Raw genomic sequence first — 15,887 nt, 5'->3', positions numbered from 1 at the left:
GTCCCTATGGCAACCTGGGGACGCTAAAGGCACTGGTAATTGCCGTGTAAGACAAAGTAGTTCGTAGAACTGCCTGCAGTGGTGTATCTGTGCAAATTGTGATTCAAGCACTCATAGCAGGGGTGTTTGCTCACAAGCCACTGACTTTAGTCAGTGGTGGTTGACAATCGACCAAAATGCGAGGAGATGAGCTGCGCTTAGCCGCGTACTTGAACGAAGACGTGGTTGAATCAGACCCGTGTCGATCAGACAAGACGCGGGCTTAGCGCACAACCAGTTGATCATCAACTGGCGCATGCAATAACGGCCAATGGGCTTGTAATCATTAGAAAGCGTGGTGTTTAGGTTGAAGCGAAAGTGGCTGCTAAGTTTGCTGATCGCCTTGCCTTTAATGCTTGGGGCATTACTCCCCGGCAAGACGGTGGCGGCAGCACAGAAAACGTATACGATAGGGACGGATGTGACCTTTGCACCGTTTGAGTTTGCGAACCAGGATAATAAGTATGTGGGGATTGACCTTGATCTCATCAAGGCAATTGCCAAGGAAGAAGGTTTCAAGGTCGAGGTTAAGCCGTTGGGATTCAACGCAGCGGTTCAGGCACTTGAAGCCAAGCAAATTGATGGTGTGATTGCCGGTATGTCAATCACACCAGAACGAAAACAGAAGTTTCTGATGAGCGATCCGTATTATAAGTCCGGCGTTGTGATGGCCGTGGCGAAGAAAAGTACGATCAAGTCATTGAAGGATTTACGCGGCAAGCGGGTTGCTATCAAAACCGGTACGGACTCGGCGGATTATGCCAACAGCGTCAAGCAAAAGTACGGCTTTTCAACGGTTACTTTTGATGACTCCAATAACATGTATCAAGATGTGACGACCGGTAACTCGGCGGCCTGTTTTGAAGATCAGCCGGTCATGCAATATGGCATTAATAATGGCATGGCGCTAAAGATTGTCGGTAAACCGGCGCGTGAAGGTGCTTATGGTTTTGCGACTTCTAAAAACAATCAGGCATTGATGAATAAGTTCAATGCCGGTCTTAAGAAACTGCGGGCCAATGGTCAATACGATAAGATCATCGAACGTTACTTGGGCAACGGCAGTGCAAAGTCACAAAAAACTGCTGCCGGTAACAGTCAGACGACTGACCGCTCGTTCATCGGGTTGTTGAAGGCCAACTGGTCAACTTTGATGGGTGGTTTGCGCGAGACCATGGTGCTGACGATTGTCGCGATCTTCTTTGCAACATTGGTCGGGATTCTGGTCGGACTTTTAGGGGTTATTCCAAATAAGTTATGTCAAGGCACAGCAACAACGTTTATTTACATTTTCCGTGGCTTGCCACTGATGGTCCTGGCCTTGTTCATCTACACCGGGGTACCGAGTCTGATCGGGTCAAAAGTCCCGGCATTCATCGCCGGCATCGTGACGTTGACGCTTAATGAAGGAGCCTACACAGCGGCCTTCGTTAAAGGCGGTATCCAGGCGGTTGATCCCGGGCAAATGGAAGCCGCGCGCAGCTTAGGGCTACCATTTGGGAAAGCCATGCGCAAGGTTATCTTGCCACAGGGTATTAAGATCATGATTCCAAGTTTCATCAACCAGTTTATTATTACCTTGAAGGATACCTCTATCCTGTCGATCATCGGTCTGTTAGAGCTGACCCAAACCGGGAAGATCATCATTGCCCGGAATATGGAAGGCTTTAAGATCTGGACCATGGTAGCACTGATTTACTTAATTATTATTACGCTATTAACCTGGCTAAGTAACTGGGTTCAGAAGAAGGTGAAAGCATGAGTCAGTATCGAGTAGAAATGAAAAATGTCCACAAGAGCTTCGGCGACAACGATGTGGTCAAAGGCGTCAACCTGAATGTCGCCAACAATGAAGTCGTCGTCATGATCGGCGCTTCCGGTGCCGGTAAAAGTACCGTCTTGCGCATGATTAACGGGTTAGAAACCGTCACAAGTGGCGAGATTCTTGTCGACGGCGAAGATATTGCCCATAAAGGCACTGATATTAACAAGGTGCGTGAAAAGATCGGCATGGTGTTCCAGCATTTCAATCTTTTCCCGAATATGTCCGTGATGGGGAACATTACCCTGGCACCCACTGAGCTGGGCATTGCCAGCAAAGACGAAGCCGTCAAGCAGGCCAAGGAAATGCTTGAAGTGGTTGGTCTAACAGACAAGGCCGATGCGATGCCGGCGCAGCTTTCCGGCGGCCAGCAACAGCGTGTCGCGATTGCGCGGGCGTTGGCTATGCATCCGGATATCATGTTGTTTGACGAACCAACTAGTGCGTTGGATCCGGAAATGGTCGGTGACGTTCTGGGTGTTATGCGGCGTCTTGCAAAGCAAGGGATGACCATGGTGATCGTGACCCACGAAATGGGCTTCGCCAAGGAAGTTGCCGATCGGGTCGTCTTCTTTGATAACGGCACCATCCTTGAACAAGGCAAGCCTGAAGATATCTTTGAGCATCCAAAAGAAGAGCGAACCAAGAACTTCTTGAATAAGGTCTTGAATGCTTAGAATTTAGTGTTATGGCAACGCTTTGCCGGTGACACGACAAAAACGGTTCAGTGAGACAAACCTGTCTCTTCTGAACCGTTTTTTGATTGGCAATTTTTGAGAATTTCCCGGGAAATAATGGTGCTCGCTAGACTTACTTACAGAATCGCCGCGTAACGCTTCTTTAAGAAAGTTTTGCCGCGCCAACAAAATATAAAACACTGATGGAATGTGACACAGATGTGCCACTCTCAACGTACAAATTCAAGAATGATATCAGCAAATGCCTAATCTCAGTACTCATATCGGAACCGACCACGATGAGTACTCAGATTAGGCTTTTTGCGTCCTCTCGTCTATACATCAATTAGATTGTTTAAAGCTAGTTTCTAGGAACATGTTTATGTTCTGCAACAAGCCCGCATAAGATTTAATCTGATAGTCTGCCAGATCGTGTTGGATTTTGTTAAGCTCATTCATACCAACGCCATTCGTGACAAACGTTTTCAGATGAAGAACATACTTCGCAAGAATGTGCTCCAGTACCTGTTGATCTGACAACTGAAACGTTTGAATTTCGGATATGTCTTGGAGCAGTTGATTCTTATTGTTTTGCTCAATATCCATAATGATGAGATTGAACCACAGACGAAATTGTTCACTGATATTAGATTTAAAATCCGAAAACTTATTCTCGTCTCGTTTCATTCGCTTAATTAAAAACCGAACATCGTCAATCTTAAACACAAACATTACGTTTATAAATAAGCAAAGATCATAATGCGACCACAAATTTAGGGAAAAAATGTAGTCTTTAATCACAGCAAGGCTTTGCGACGGCACTGGCATGTTTTGGAGCCTTGAAATTAAAATGTCTGAAAGGGCATTAATGTGTTTATACTTATCAATCTGTGTTTCATTATATTTCTGATCCGAATATAAAGATATTTCTTGCAGTTTGTCCAGATTCTGATCATAAAATGCTCGCTGAAGCTTGCGAAAAGACTCTCTATAGGGATCCTCCTTGTAGCCACGTGCAATATACAAGAACTCGTCGATAGTAACGTTTAACTCATTTATTAAGCTTAAGAAGCTTTCAACACGTAAGGAAGATTCGCCCTTCACAAATCTAAAATACTGCGATTTTGAAACTCCGCATCGCGTAATGTTACTGACTGGTATCTGTTTTCCTTTTTGTATTTCAATAATGGCCTTGCCCAAAGCGTTTTTTTTCATAATAATTCCTCCAAATAGAAAACTCCCACATATGCGACTGTCAAACCCGATGGTACCTCTTTGATACTAACCTCGAATCAAAAGAGGTGAGCATTATGTGGGCATGGTTAATCTTTGTTATTTAAATACATCTTAGTATACTGACTTTCCTTTTGAAAGACTTTGGAGGTGAAAGCTTGAAAAAAACTAGAGGTTGTTCTACCTAACAATAGACGCACTTAAACAAGGGTATGCCACTCGGAAAAAATTGAGCGTGTACCCCAAACTTCAGTTCTTGTGCAAATGTAACAGCTTCTCGCACGGTCATTGATCGAGTAGGGCGATTGATAAACTTGCTTGGGGCGATAGCCCTCGTGGTTAGAAAGCATATGGTAGATTGCTGTCAATAGTTGTCGAGCAATCGCAATTGCTGACTTCTTATGGCCACGCCGGTTTTTGAGAATCTGATAGCTTGTTTGATCTCTGGGTGCACAAGTCCATTCGCAACTTGCACCAACAGGGGCTTGAGATAAGCCCCTGCTTTGGAAATCCGCGCCAACTCGCCCGGGCTCTCATTATTTGTGAGTGTCAACCCCGCCCAAGAACAGAGATACTTGGCGCTAAGAAACAGTGACATGTCTGTCCCGATTTCGGCAAGAATTTAGACACACTTATTTGTGCATGAAAAGCAAACCTGCACATATAATTATGCAACATCATGCCCGAAGGCGTGACTACTCACCTACCCGTGGTTTGTAGTGTGAGGTGAAGACTACACAAGTTTAAAATACGAAAGGAGAACGTTGGCTGCAAGCTTTTCATCCCGTTTTGGGTGAAGGCGAAGCACTCACGTGATTATAATTATGGAAAAGGTTTTAGCAGTAAATCCCAAAATGCAAATCATTAAGATTAAGGACGGTGAATATCTCGTCAAGGAAGGCACGATGTCAAATTATTCATTTGAACTAAAGGATGAGAAGAACGATCATCTGCTCGATACCATCATCGAAGATTCAGGCCTTTTCCCCCAGGACGAGAGTTCACTTGTAGATAAGCTGAGTAATATCAACGCCGTATGGTCAAAGGAGCGTATCAGTGAAACCATTAAAAAGCTCACTGATTTTAACTTTTTAAATTATAAGAACGCTGACACACAGAAAGTAAAAGTAGTAGTGATTACTAACCAAATAGACCTAGCCAAGAAGAAGTTTGGCAAGATCGAAAGTGTGCAAATCCTGGAGTATCTTGACGACGATGCCTCAAAAACCGAGGACAAGGCATTTGTGGAACATATCAACGCAAATGCCGAGTTGATATTAGTGTTTTCTACGTGGTATAACCCAACACTATTTTACAAGATCAACCAGTATTGTATTCAGAATCAGAAGTCACTAGTCATTTCCTATCTAGATGGCAATGAAGGTGTTTTGGTTCCGTTAATCAACTTCTCTCAGACAGGTTGTTATAATGACTTTGAGTTGCTTCGTGAGGCTTCGTTTCACAATTTGCTCGACTATCAGGTTGCTAAGGAACAAATAATTCGGACTGACACAGCGCCCGGCAAAAAGTATTTTGACGAATTATACGAAGACGCTTTATTAATTCGTACAAGCTTGCTCATTAGAAAAATCATCTCGGATTCGTTCATTAATTACTATGCGTATGAGTTCGATTTTGAACGATTAGTTGATTCAAAGATTCGATTAATTAAGTTTCCTAAATGTCCCAGTTGCCAGGGTGACAAAAACTTAACCCATCCATTTATTTAGAGGTGAAATGTTATGGCAGAAGATCTTGTAACGGAAGAATTTACCGGTGAGCAACTAACTATTTTTAAGAGATTCCTTGAAGAAAACGATGTTGCAACCGATAATATTTTTCGGACGTTCGAAGAGAATTTAAGCTATTATTCAAAACGCCTAACAAGTGCTGATTATTTCTCGCCAGGAGAGTTATTCCTAACAAACTCAAAATTCTTTCCCAGTAATGAAATGATCAATAATTGCGCGCTATTCCAGGCCTCGATTAGATGGCGCACACAGACGGTACATCCAAGTAACTCTGAAAGTGCTTTGAATGAAGAGAAGTATAAGTTCACAGAGTCGTTATCTAGCACGCTTAAAGACGTTGTTAAATTCTTGGATACTCATTTAACGACAGAATTAATGGCCTGCGTTGATATGTATCTTATCCACAAAGGAGCTACCTTTCAGTATTTACCCGAAAAAAATTTTGTGTTTAAACCACAGGCTGACTCGAAACAACTCGGGAAGTCTATTGAATCTCTTTTGAACATTACGGGTGAAGATACTGATCATACCGTGGTCCTTGTACCGGTATTCATTCCAATTAGAATTACAACCTTCTTGGGAGAGTATGGGTTCAGAAAGTCGTTAGTTGATTATGGTCGTCTCCTAAACGTAATTGAGTCAGGATTCACAGATGGCACCACGACATTCTCTCAAATCAATTTCGATTATGTAAACTCCCTATTTCATGTAGATGGAGTTGAGAAAAATATAAGCGATATTGTGAAAGTGAGCGTGAGTTAGGATGGATGAAAACAAAATTGCTGGAGTAAGAAGGAATCAATACTCCGATAAAATTCGTGAGGTTTCAGATGTTTTAAAAAATTGTACTGATGCAGAAATCGTCTCAATTCTCCACGAAGTAATTGACGATACGCCCTTTAAGACGAGAAATTATACTGAGTACAGTCATGATGAATATTACATTGTTCATAATAAACGAGAAGTTATACAAAATAGTATTAAAGAATACCCACTATCTACATCTTCGATCAAAAGTGCCCGACCCCTAATTGATTCGATAACAGGTAGAAAATCGCTCAGAGACTATGCATACGACAGCGTGAGCTTTGATCAGTTTTCTGAGATCATTCACTATTCCTTCGGGGTTAAAAGTGTGGGGCGAGGTGCGTATGATCAAAGAGAATTTCCATTTAAGTTCTGCAATAGTCAAGGTGGCCTAAACTATTTAGATCTGTACATTGTTGTTTCAAATGTTGAGGGGCTTCCTCAAGGTTTATATTATTTTGACTTTATAAATGATCAAGTTTGCCTGGTACAAGCTGGCAATATGCGAACTGTACTAAAAGATATTCACTTTGCAAATGAGTTTGTGGCGTATGGTGCATTCACTTGCTTCGTTGTAGCGGATTTGTCACGTGTAATGCCAAAATATTATAAACGCGCCTATCGGATGGCTCATGTTGATGCAGGGATATTAGTTGCATACCTAGAGTTGATCGCTGAGTCCATAGACATTCACTCCTGTACCGTTGCAGGGTATCTGGAACATAAACTAGATGATCTATTAAATTTGACAGTTAATGATTATCCAGTTGTTTCAATTACGTTCGGCAAGCAATATGCAGAATAGTATGGTATTGATTGTCTTCATCATCTTAAATGCAGTCGAGTTAATCGTTAATGCTTTATTTTCACAAATGGCATTCTGGATGAAAATATGCATCCACCTTTCTTGGATGCTCGGTTTCATCTATTACATTTTTTCAATTATATCAGTTGATGGTGGCATACCGGTTTTTAAAGTCTCTTTTTTGGAAATTATCGGCGCAGTTTTCTTGGGTGGCGCCATCTATGTGCTCAATGTAATGTACAATACCATCATGATCAACAGAATGATAGTGTTCGATTGGCGTCTCTATTTTAGGATTCCCTCTGATATCACAGTCACATTTATGGCCGTATTGTTCGCAGTGCTAGAAGAATTCACATACCGCTACTGGGTAGTTGCACAAATGAATAATGTGCTTGGAATACTTATTCTGACGTCCTTAGCTTACGGTGTGAATCATTCCATTTTCAATGATGACGAAGCCTTTGTAAAATCACTCTTTGGGATGCTACTGGGAGCATCTTTAGTGATCACACACTCCGTGTGGGTGCCGGTTATGATGCACGTAACCTTTAACTGTTTGTCTAGCAATATTAATAAAAAATCATCAAGGAGTGATGGTGAATGACCATGCTACGGATAGATCACGCAAAAAAAGTTTACAAGAAAAGGACGGCTATTTCCGATGCCAACATGTCGTTTAATGGAAAAGGACTGTATCTGATTGCAGGACCAAACGGAAGCGGTAAGACGACTCTTTTGGAATCAATCGTTGGACTGAGACGGCTAAGTTCGGGAAGCATCGTTGTTGAGCCGAATACTGCAAAAATTGCCTTCTTGTTTCAGGAAAACAATTTGAGGAAGCTAAACACAGTTCGCGAAGAATTTCAACTAGTTTTGAAGCTCTATCAAAGAAACATTTCCGAGCTGCAGGTGGCTGATCAATACCAACTAACCGAATTTTTAGATACACGTACTGCCAATTTATCAGGCGGTACTAAACGCAGAGTTTTAATTGCCATGACTCTGATGACAGAGGCTCCCATAGTCATTCTAGATGAACCCGTATCTGGACTAGATACTTTTAATCGGAAGGAAATTTGGAACCTGATTAAGCAATATGGTAAAAACCATCTTGTAATAGTTTCGGACCACTATCTAAATCAAGCGGCCGATTATTGTGACTTTGTATATATGCTACACGCTGGGAAAATCGTTGAGTCTGGTTTGATTCCAGAACTTGAAAGCCAGCTGAGAAAGTTTGTTTATACACCAATTGATGTCAATCAATTGCGGCCAATCGAGAGGGATCTGAAAGAACAAGGAATTGATTATATCTCGAGGTCAACAGGTAAAAACTTTTATTTGTATACAGATAGCTCTGTAAGAACCTCAAATATCTTGAATAACCACCATGTGAGCATACACAGTCTTACATTCGAGGATGGTTATCTCATGTATACCGGAGATGACGTAAATGAGTAGGATTGATAAATACACACCATTTCTAAAAGTCGAATTAAAAGCACTTTTCCGAGAACATACGTCAATGTTCTTTATGATTATTGTTCCTATTGCATTAACTGTTGTCTTTGGCGGAACCTTTGGTGATAGCCCGACTATCTTTGGCAAAAATGTCCTAGGAATTGACACGGTAGTTCCGATAAATGTTGTTTTCCTTTTAGCCAACACAGGTTTGATGGGAATCTCAATTACTATTTCAGACATTAAAGGCCAAGGTGTACTTAAGAGGTACATGACGTACCCAGTTACTTACTGGCAATATTTTCAATCATTATTTGCCGCATTTCTGGTCGTTAGCATTATTTCAACTGCGATTTTTGGAGGGATGAGCTTTGCAATATATCATGCGATATGGCGCATGAATGTGGGGCAAACGCTGTTGTTTATAATTTTTTACCTCCTAACTGCATTGATTTTCTTCTCACTGGGATATTTGATTTCACTATTTATCACCTCATCCAGGACTGCTAGTTTAGTCACCTCAGGAATTTTCATGATTTTTATTTTTACATCTGGCATTGCAATTCCCACAGACTCATTACCCGGATTCGTCCAGAGATTTGCACATGTCTTTCCGATGTATCACTGCATCCAAGTCATGCAATACCTTTGGGTGGGCGATTTCGAATTATCTAAAATTGGCAATAACATTGTCTATGTGTTGATATTGAGCGTCTTAATGGTGATCGTTTTGAAAAAGGTGAGAATACAGTGGGACTCAAAATAACTGTTATCAATCACAGAAAGATTTCAGAACCACAGCTAATCGATGATGCAGATTCTTTGAACCATCAAGAAATGCTCGACCTAGTTCTCGCACCATCCGCTGAATTGCCCTTATTCATTGGTAATTGCGGGTATTCTCACGTGATGGGATTCATACTCTGACCAGCAATTCATTGATATTGTGGACACATACAGCGAACGCGTCGAAGTTAAGCGAATTACCGTGCGCGGTCTCAGTCACTCGCATGTGTCGCTGTTGATCAGACTCGATGAAAATCCACTCCAGATCAAAGAACGTTTGGGGCATAAGGACACAGAAACGTGCTCGGCACATATGGTCATCTTTACCCCAACAGCCAACTTTGAAGTCGCAAAAAAACTCAACGGGATATTCTCCAAAGAGGTGCCCGATGAGCCAAAATAATTTAAAAAGGGTCAAAACTGTGCCACCGTAAAATTGATGGTGCTAGAAACGTTGATACCCCAGGAAGGTCGCAGAATGTGCCGTTGTTTCCGGGAAATAATGGGTGCTTAGTCGAAATGTTTTCCCATTCATGTTGGCATGCTAATCGTTTCGTTCCTGATTCTCCGGCACGCCATGGTCGAGAATGCGGTCCATGACTGCTGCCACGCTGCCAGCATAGGCCATGCCGAATTTGTCGAGATGTACCATTAAGTAATACAACCGGTAGAAGTCGAGTCGAAATGGATAGCCGGGTTCGAGTGGGTAGGTTTCTTGGTAACCGGCGTAGAACTCTTGGTTGAACCCGCCAAAGACGGTGGTCACGCCGATATCAAGTTCGCGGTCGCCGTAAACTGCGGCGGGGTCAATGAGTGCCGGTTGACCATCTGCCGTGAACATGTAGTTGCCGCCCCATAAGTCACCATGGAGCAAGGATGCTTCGCTATGATGCTGGCTGAGGGTCTTGCTGATAATGGTGCGAGCTTGATCAAACGTTGCTTGATCGTCGGCCTGCCACAGGCCTTTTTTCAGTATGTGAGCGGCCAGTTTGTCGAGACGTTGGTGAATGAACAAGTCCGCCCACGAATCGGTCCAATTATTGGAAAATGATACGCTCGTGCCGGCGTAAGGGTAGTCGAAGCCGAAGCGGCCGGCGGGTTCGTGATGCTGATGCAGGTGGGCGACAAGCCGCCCGAGTTGACGTTGCGAGCCATGGCCATTGGTCAGGAAGCTTAGTAATAGGTAACCATCGCCGTCAATGCTGCCATTAGCGATCACGCGCGGTGCTAACACCTGGGCAGCTTCAAAGGCTTTTAAGCCGGCGATTTCCCCGGCATAGAAGCTGGCGGGGTAGCCAGGTTGAACGAGCAGAAAGTATGGTTTTTCAGAAGTATCGACCCGATAAGCTTTGTTGACATCGCCTCCGCCAACCGGGGTGATTGAGGTGATATGATCTAACGGTAGTTGCTTGGTCCAAGCTGATGTAAGCATGCAGACATCTCTCCTCTCACAGGCATTTCCGGCAGTCTTCGGTGCAAAAGGGGCGATAAACTCCGGATTTTTCCAATGCCAGACAATGCCCTAATGCCACCTTAAAACATTTTCACCGCTAATGACAATGATTCAATCGTGCAAAAGATGATAAACGAATCGCTGCGGGTCATCTAGGAAGCTGCGGAGGAAAGTGATGTGCTCGATCTGGTCGTATTGAATGGGTGCAAGCGTGTCACCCAAGGCCAATAGCTGCGCATCAGGGTAGGCCATTAGAATAGGCGAGTGGGTGCTGATGATGAATTGAGCTCCACCGGTTACCGCTTCATGAATCAAAGCTAGCAAACTCAGTTGATTTTCCGGGGTCAATGGCGATTCGGGTTCGTCTAGTAAATATAGGGCGTTCGCATGTAAGCGGGCGCGGAATAAGGCGAGAAAGGCCTGACCGTGTGATAGAGTGTCCAAATCGACTTTATATAGGTGATGGACTTCTGCGAGTGTATTCAGATACGGCAGACGTTCCAGACTTTTGGGCGCTAAGTGTTCAAGCTGAGCCTGGGCATATTTGATGCGGCCGCGGGTGGCGCGAATGAATGAAATAAAATCGTCGGCGCGGAATAAAAAGCCGGACTTGGTGCGATAAGTCCACGTTAACTTGAGCTGGTGCGCCAATGCCCGGCTATTGTCGTATTCAGGATCATCTTCGAGGGACGCGCCGCTCATCAAGATAGCGTTGTAGTTGGCGGCGATCGCGTTTAGCAACGTTGACTTGCCGCTGCCATTATCGCCGGTCAGAATGGTCACCGGCTGCGTCAGCTTTAGTTCACGGAAATGCGCTTGCCAAGGGAGATTGAATGGATAGGATGTTGCCTGAAGTGGCGGCGTATATTGAATTTTATTCAGTAGCATGGCAAACTCCTAACTTCATCTACCTAGACTATGGCAGTGGTTGATACCAACTTAAAATTTGCTTAGCTAAGTCAGCTTTCATGTAGCGGGACGTAATCGTTTGATCGCTGTTGCCTTTTCGCACATGAATGTTTAAGTGCGCAACGCCGCGCGGTTTCATCCAGATGGATTGCGCTAAGCTCATCGCTTGGATGTCTTTTTTCCGGACATAGTAGCGCTGGCGGGTCCAGACTTCGCCGACTTGGATGACGAGTTGATCTGGCGGCGCAATCGCAATAGCAGCGTTTGTTGCGGCATATTGGCCTTGGAGTGCCATGATGAGCAACCATAGCCCGCCAATCGGCAGCAACCAGACCCACCAGCTGACGTGTAGCCACAAAACGCTGGCTAAAATAATCGGTGCGACAATAAAAGCGAGATTCCCCAGCACCATATTCCGCACATAGTACCAGCGGTTTCGCACCGGAATCGGTTGCAGTTCCGGTATTGTTGTCGGCAACCAGCTGATGAACTTGCGCATGTCGGTCATGGCCGAGCGCTGCCGGATCACTGGCATTAGAACCAGATCATTATTTTGCTCGTCATCAGCTGCACCTGAAGCCAGTAATGCCTGAACGGTGGTGAGATGAAACCATTGGCGGAGAATGCTTTGTTTAAACCGGACCGCCTGCACGCGCGAGAGACGGGCGCTGACCGTGTTGGTTTGGAAAAAGCCGCGACTGGTGCGCAGTTCGTTACCGGTGCGATCGAGCGTGAAGCGATAATATTTTTGTAGGATGTTCAAATAAGAAACAGCAAATCCCAGCACTAAAACGATGATGCTTAAGCCGATCAAAAGGTAAATGGCTAAACCCGTGATGGCGTGTTCAGCTTGCTGGTACCAGCTATCAGGTAGGTATTCCTGAGCCTTGTCCAACACCCAAAGGATCCCGGTGATAATGGGGATGAAACCAAGCGATGTGAGCGCATATTGATTAAGGTCGTGGGAATTGATTTTATAGGCAGCGTCCGGAACCGGTTCCGGGTTGACGACGCGTGTCTGGGTGATAGCGTCAGCATCAACCGATTCAGCGGTAGAAGATGTTGTTGGTTCTGCGCTAATTCCTTGGCGATAACGATTGATCGTATCGGCAACGGCGGTCGGCACAGCTGCCAGTTGGCCTTCTGCTTTTCTGGTTTCTTTTCCGGCAGTTTCGATGGAGACCTGTTCCAGCCCAAGTGGCTTCAGGAAAAACCACTGCTGGCGCTGGACGGTTTGAATCCGGTCGTACGGAATATGGTTGGTCTTGCGGATGAACACACCGCTTTGAATGGTTAAGCCATCAGGTGCTACTAAATAGGTGAAACGCAAATAACGCAGGATTGACCATCCGAGCATTAAGGTGACGCTTCCAAGAATCAAGGCTAGCCAAAACAGCAGTTCTTTAAAACTCATTTTGGAACCGAACATCGAAAATAAGCCACCGACAAATATTGGCCACAAAGCGACGACATTTTTGACCCATAGTATCAGTAACGCGACAGGCGCAAGGCGGTGCGGTTGTTCATTCATCGCGCGCCTCCTGTGCCAGTGTCAAAATCCGGGTGCGCAATTGATCGGCAACGGATGCCGTCACGCCATCAATGACATGGGCCGTGCTGGCGGTTTCGATGTTGACCTGTTGCAGTTGTTGCCACCGGAGAAGCGGTCCCTGTTCCAACGTCACATTTTGAATGCGAGCAATCGGGATCGCTTCATTTTTACGGAAGAAGAACCCTTTTTGAAGGAAAACTGCGGTCGGGGTGATGTTGTAGCGCAAAAATCGATAGCGATAAGGCACGAGGGCCCGCCGGATAATATATTGCAGCACCGTTAACCCAATGACGCCAAAACCTAGCCATGAAGGCCAATGCCAAAAATGGCTGGCGATGAGCAAAAGTAAGCCGACAACAAAAAAATTGAAAGACCAGATGAATATATCGGCGCGCCAGACAAATTTGATGTTGGCTGGCAAAGCATGTCCCGTTTCGTTCATTTTTTCGCCTCCGTTTTCGTCAGGATAGCAGAAAATGGCGACAAGCGAAACTGTTGTTGTCATAAAAATGAACTAATCACGGTGCTTTTGCCACACGGGTTCGATTGAAGCGAGTGCGTGCGTTTTGAAATGGCTGTCGCTCACCCAAACGCGTTCGCCAGCCCAGAAGCCTGCGTGTAAGGACCTTGTTCGCAATGGCCTAAGCCCGGGCCATCACGCCCAAGGCCGCTTACACTCCGACTTCTAAGCGCGCCGGCTCACGCTCTCATAACGCGTTCGCCAGCCCAGAAACCTGCGTGTAAGGACCTCAGGCGCAATGGCCAAGGTCGGGCCATCACACCTGAGGCCACTTACACTCCGATTTCTAACCGCGCTGGCTCACGCTCACACTAAAAAAGCCCACCTATCTGCGACAGCAAAGATTGCTGGCAGAGAGGCGGGCTTGTTAAAATGAAACAGCAGAAGCAGTTGGCGCCGCCGATTCAAACGGTTGGCGCATAAATAAATTCGATTAACTGCTTTTTCATCGCAACGTTGATGCCGTTGATGGGCTGCTCGAGAATCTTTTGGTATTCTTCGAGAACATCATATGGCAGCGGCGTGAGTAAGTTGAGATCGTCAATGACATCACTGACGCGGTCGGTGGTGCTGAGATCAACGAAAATATCGATCTTGTTGAGGCAGTCGATTAATAAATCGGTCATGCCGGCATCAGGCTTGCCGCTTTGGTCGGTGACGACAACCTGCAGGTGATTGACTTGTGCATGATCGATCTGGATAAACTTTAAAGCCGAATAGATATTCATTGGCACACCTCGTCTTAACTGACAGAATAGCATCGTGGTTCATTAAACCAATTTTAGGCATTTCGTTAAACTTTTACAAGCTGGTTGTATCCTGTGGCAATCCGTTCCATAATGTGGGCGACAAGGATTATTGTACTTGTGGGGGTGAAATATGGAGCTTAATATATCTGCACAGGCAGCAGCCCGACTGGCGCCGCTTTTACACGCAGATCGGGTGTTGGTTTTGGATTTGAATGATGGCATCGGGCCTTACTCGCGGCAGTATCATGATACATCGCAAGCTAAATTCAGTCTCCTGATATTGCCACGCCGTAATGTGCCGGATGTATTTGATGCGCACCTTGATTCCCCAGTCGGACCGGTTTTAATCAAAAGCTATGCGGCCGGGTTTTTCGATTCGAAAACCGAATTAACCGTAAGTGGCGATGAGTTTACACTTTTGCGCGGGAAGCCACGACTCAATCCGAAGGTCCCGCTCAAGTTTGTGTAACAAAACAGGCTTTTCTGTTATGATATTCCCAGCAACTGTATGAGGCAATCACAGTTAAGGGGGAGTTGTCTGTGGACCGGACATCACTAAAGAATCAAGCCAAGGCGGAATTGAATCCCAACTTTAGCTATTATCTGCGCATTAGTTTACCGGCGTTACTGTTGATGGCATTCGCAACGCTTGTGCCGTTTCCTTCCGTACATGAAGTACATCGCGGGGAATGGCATACCCTGTTGCGGGGAGATATATTCACGGTCACAGGCGGGCGGGTGAATGAATACTGGCAGATGTGGCAGTCAATTGTTATCTTTTTAAGCTTGTTGGGCGTGTTACTGATGATTGGCGTCATGTTTGCGATGATCGATGGTCTTCGCGGCCGGTCGGATCACCAGTTTAGTTGGATGCAGATGTTCAAGATTTTTGAACGGGGCGAATATTTTCTGGGCAGCTTGTTGATTGGTCTGTTGCAATGGATCTGGATATTTCTGTGGATGTTCTTGCTGATTGTCCCGGGGATTGTTAAGGCGATGGCGTATTCACAGGCGCAATGGATTTATCGAGATGCGATCGATAGCGGACAACCGATTGGCTATACCGAAGCCGTGACCCGCAGCCGAGAGTTGATGTTTGGCCATAAGTGGGATTACTTTGTGTTATTGCTGAGCTTTCTGGGCTGGTGGCTGTTAGAGTTGATTACTATGGGGCTGGCTTCTATCTGGGTCATCCCGTACCGCAGTATGACTTTGGCGAATTTCTATCTTAAATTAACGGAAGAACAAGCTTAATACCGCAGTAAAATGCAAAAAGAAAGCAAAATCGGCTTTCTTTTTTTTCAGCAAAAGATACCGCTT

Annotated in this window: 17 protein-coding genes and 1 pseudogene; 11 read left to right on the top strand and 7 right to left on the bottom strand. The window is 45.0% G+C overall.

Going from position 1 to position 15,887, the window contains the following annotated elements:
- Positions 1 to 346 precede the first annotated feature (346 nt).
- Both LACSTY_RS14410 and LACSTY_RS14405 read left to right on the top strand, forming a co-directional pair.
- Complete coding sequence (locus LACSTY_RS14410) at positions 347 to 1,801, top strand: amino acid ABC transporter substrate-binding protein/permease (RefSeq protein WP_087913165.1); 1,455 nt, start codon at positions 347 to 349, stop codon at positions 1,799 to 1,801.
- Complete coding sequence (locus LACSTY_RS14405; protein ID WP_010490433.1) at positions 1,798 to 2,538, top strand: amino acid ABC transporter ATP-binding protein; 741 nt, start codon at positions 1,798 to 1,800, stop codon at positions 2,536 to 2,538. Before LACSTY_RS14410 ends, LACSTY_RS14405 begins: the two co-directional genes overlap by 4 nt.
- Before the next feature lie 342 nt (positions 2,539 to 2,880).
- Here the strand turns inward: LACSTY_RS14405 and LACSTY_RS14400 are convergent, their stop codons facing one another.
- Positions 2,881 to 3,753, bottom strand: a complete 873-nt coding sequence (locus tag LACSTY_RS14400) for a helix-turn-helix domain-containing protein (protein ID WP_087913164.1) — start codon at positions 3,751 to 3,753, stop codon at positions 2,881 to 2,883.
- A gap of 382 nt (positions 3,754 to 4,135) precedes the next feature.
- Positions 4,136 to 4,381, bottom strand: a complete 246-nt coding sequence (locus LACSTY_RS14715; RefSeq protein WP_225362728.1) for a transposase — start codon at positions 4,379 to 4,381, stop codon at positions 4,136 to 4,138.
- A gap of 214 nt (positions 4,382 to 4,595) precedes the next feature.
- Between LACSTY_RS14715 and LACSTY_RS14395 the strand changes: the two genes are divergently transcribed.
- The 7 genes and pseudogenes from LACSTY_RS14395 to LACSTY_RS14365 all read left to right on the top strand — a co-directional run.
- Positions 4,596 to 5,501, top strand: a complete 906-nt coding sequence (locus LACSTY_RS14395) for a hypothetical protein (protein ID WP_151466784.1) — start codon at positions 4,596 to 4,598, stop codon at positions 5,499 to 5,501.
- Between the two features lie 12 nt (positions 5,502 to 5,513).
- Positions 5,514 to 6,284 carry a hypothetical protein gene (locus LACSTY_RS14390; protein WP_087913161.1) on the top strand — a complete coding sequence of 257 codons (771 nt, stop codon included), beginning with the start codon at positions 5,514 to 5,516 and terminating at the stop codon, positions 6,282 to 6,284.
- A gap of 1 nt (position 6,285) precedes the next feature.
- On the top strand, positions 6,286 to 7,134 hold the full coding sequence (locus tag LACSTY_RS14385) for a SagB family peptide dehydrogenase (RefSeq protein ID WP_225362703.1): 849 nt from the start codon (positions 6,286 to 6,288) through the stop codon (positions 7,132 to 7,134).
- Position 7,135: 1 nt separating this feature from the next.
- Positions 7,136 to 7,741, top strand: a complete 606-nt coding sequence (locus LACSTY_RS14380; protein ID WP_161492257.1) for a CPBP family glutamic-type intramembrane protease — start codon at positions 7,136 to 7,138, stop codon at positions 7,739 to 7,741.
- Positions 7,738 to 8,598 (top strand): ATP-binding cassette domain-containing protein, encoded by an 861-nt coding sequence (locus LACSTY_RS14375; protein WP_087913159.1) that lies wholly within the window; start codon positions 7,738 to 7,740, stop codon positions 8,596 to 8,598. The genes LACSTY_RS14380 and LACSTY_RS14375 overlap by 4 nt, the downstream gene beginning before the upstream one ends.
- Positions 8,591 to 9,364 carry an ABC transporter permease gene (locus tag LACSTY_RS14370; RefSeq protein ID WP_087913158.1) on the top strand — a complete coding sequence of 258 codons (774 nt, stop codon included), beginning with the start codon at positions 8,591 to 8,593 and terminating at the stop codon, positions 9,362 to 9,364. The genes LACSTY_RS14375 and LACSTY_RS14370 overlap by 8 nt, the downstream gene beginning before the upstream one ends.
- 213 nt (positions 9,365 to 9,577) lie before the next feature.
- Positions 9,578 to 9,760: pseudogene (locus tag LACSTY_RS14365) on the top strand (site-specific integrase); the annotation flags it as partial.
- A 168-nt stretch (positions 9,761 to 9,928) separates the two neighbouring features.
- Here LACSTY_RS14365 and LACSTY_RS14360 read toward each other — a convergent pair.
- The 5 genes from LACSTY_RS14360 to LACSTY_RS14340 form a co-directional block, all read right to left on the bottom strand.
- Positions 9,929 to 10,816 carry a fructosamine kinase family protein gene (locus tag LACSTY_RS14360; RefSeq protein ID WP_087913156.1) on the bottom strand — a complete coding sequence of 296 codons (888 nt, stop codon included), beginning with the start codon at positions 10,814 to 10,816 and terminating at the stop codon, positions 9,929 to 9,931.
- Positions 10,817 to 10,948: 132 nt separating this feature from the next.
- Positions 10,949 to 11,725 carry an AAA family ATPase gene (locus tag LACSTY_RS14355; RefSeq protein ID WP_087913155.1) on the bottom strand — a complete coding sequence of 259 codons (777 nt, stop codon included), beginning with the start codon at positions 11,723 to 11,725 and terminating at the stop codon, positions 10,949 to 10,951.
- A 28-nt stretch (positions 11,726 to 11,753) separates the two neighbouring features.
- Positions 11,754 to 13,277 (bottom strand): PH domain-containing protein, encoded by a 1,524-nt coding sequence (locus LACSTY_RS14350; protein WP_087913154.1) that lies wholly within the window; start codon positions 13,275 to 13,277, stop codon positions 11,754 to 11,756.
- Complete coding sequence (locus tag LACSTY_RS14345; protein ID WP_087913153.1) at positions 13,270 to 13,740, bottom strand: PH domain-containing protein; 471 nt, start codon at positions 13,738 to 13,740, stop codon at positions 13,270 to 13,272. The genes LACSTY_RS14350 and LACSTY_RS14345 overlap by 8 nt, the downstream gene beginning before the upstream one ends.
- Positions 13,741 to 14,222: 482 nt before the next feature.
- Positions 14,223 to 14,546, bottom strand: coding sequence for a hypothetical protein (locus LACSTY_RS14340; protein ID WP_010490443.1), 324 nt, complete (start codon positions 14,544 to 14,546; stop codon positions 14,223 to 14,225).
- A gap of 151 nt (positions 14,547 to 14,697) precedes the next feature.
- Between LACSTY_RS14340 and LACSTY_RS14335 the strand changes: the two genes are divergently transcribed.
- Positions 14,698 to 15,036, top strand: a complete 339-nt coding sequence (locus tag LACSTY_RS14335) for an iron-sulfur cluster biosynthesis family protein (RefSeq protein ID WP_049169384.1) — start codon at positions 14,698 to 14,700, stop codon at positions 15,034 to 15,036.
- A gap of 71 nt (positions 15,037 to 15,107) precedes the next feature.
- Positions 15,108 to 15,821, top strand: coding sequence for a DUF975 family protein (locus LACSTY_RS14330; RefSeq protein ID WP_087913152.1), 714 nt, complete (start codon positions 15,108 to 15,110; stop codon positions 15,819 to 15,821).
- Positions 15,822 to 15,887: the final 66 nt, after the last annotated feature.

This window comes from Lacticaseibacillus styriensis (assembly GCF_030770295.1).
GTDB classification, from domain to species: domain Bacteria; phylum Bacillota; class Bacilli; order Lactobacillales; family Lactobacillaceae; genus Lacticaseibacillus; species Lacticaseibacillus casei.
Note: the sequence above shows the minus strand (reverse complement) of the source record. Positions and strands in the feature narration are given on the sequence as shown.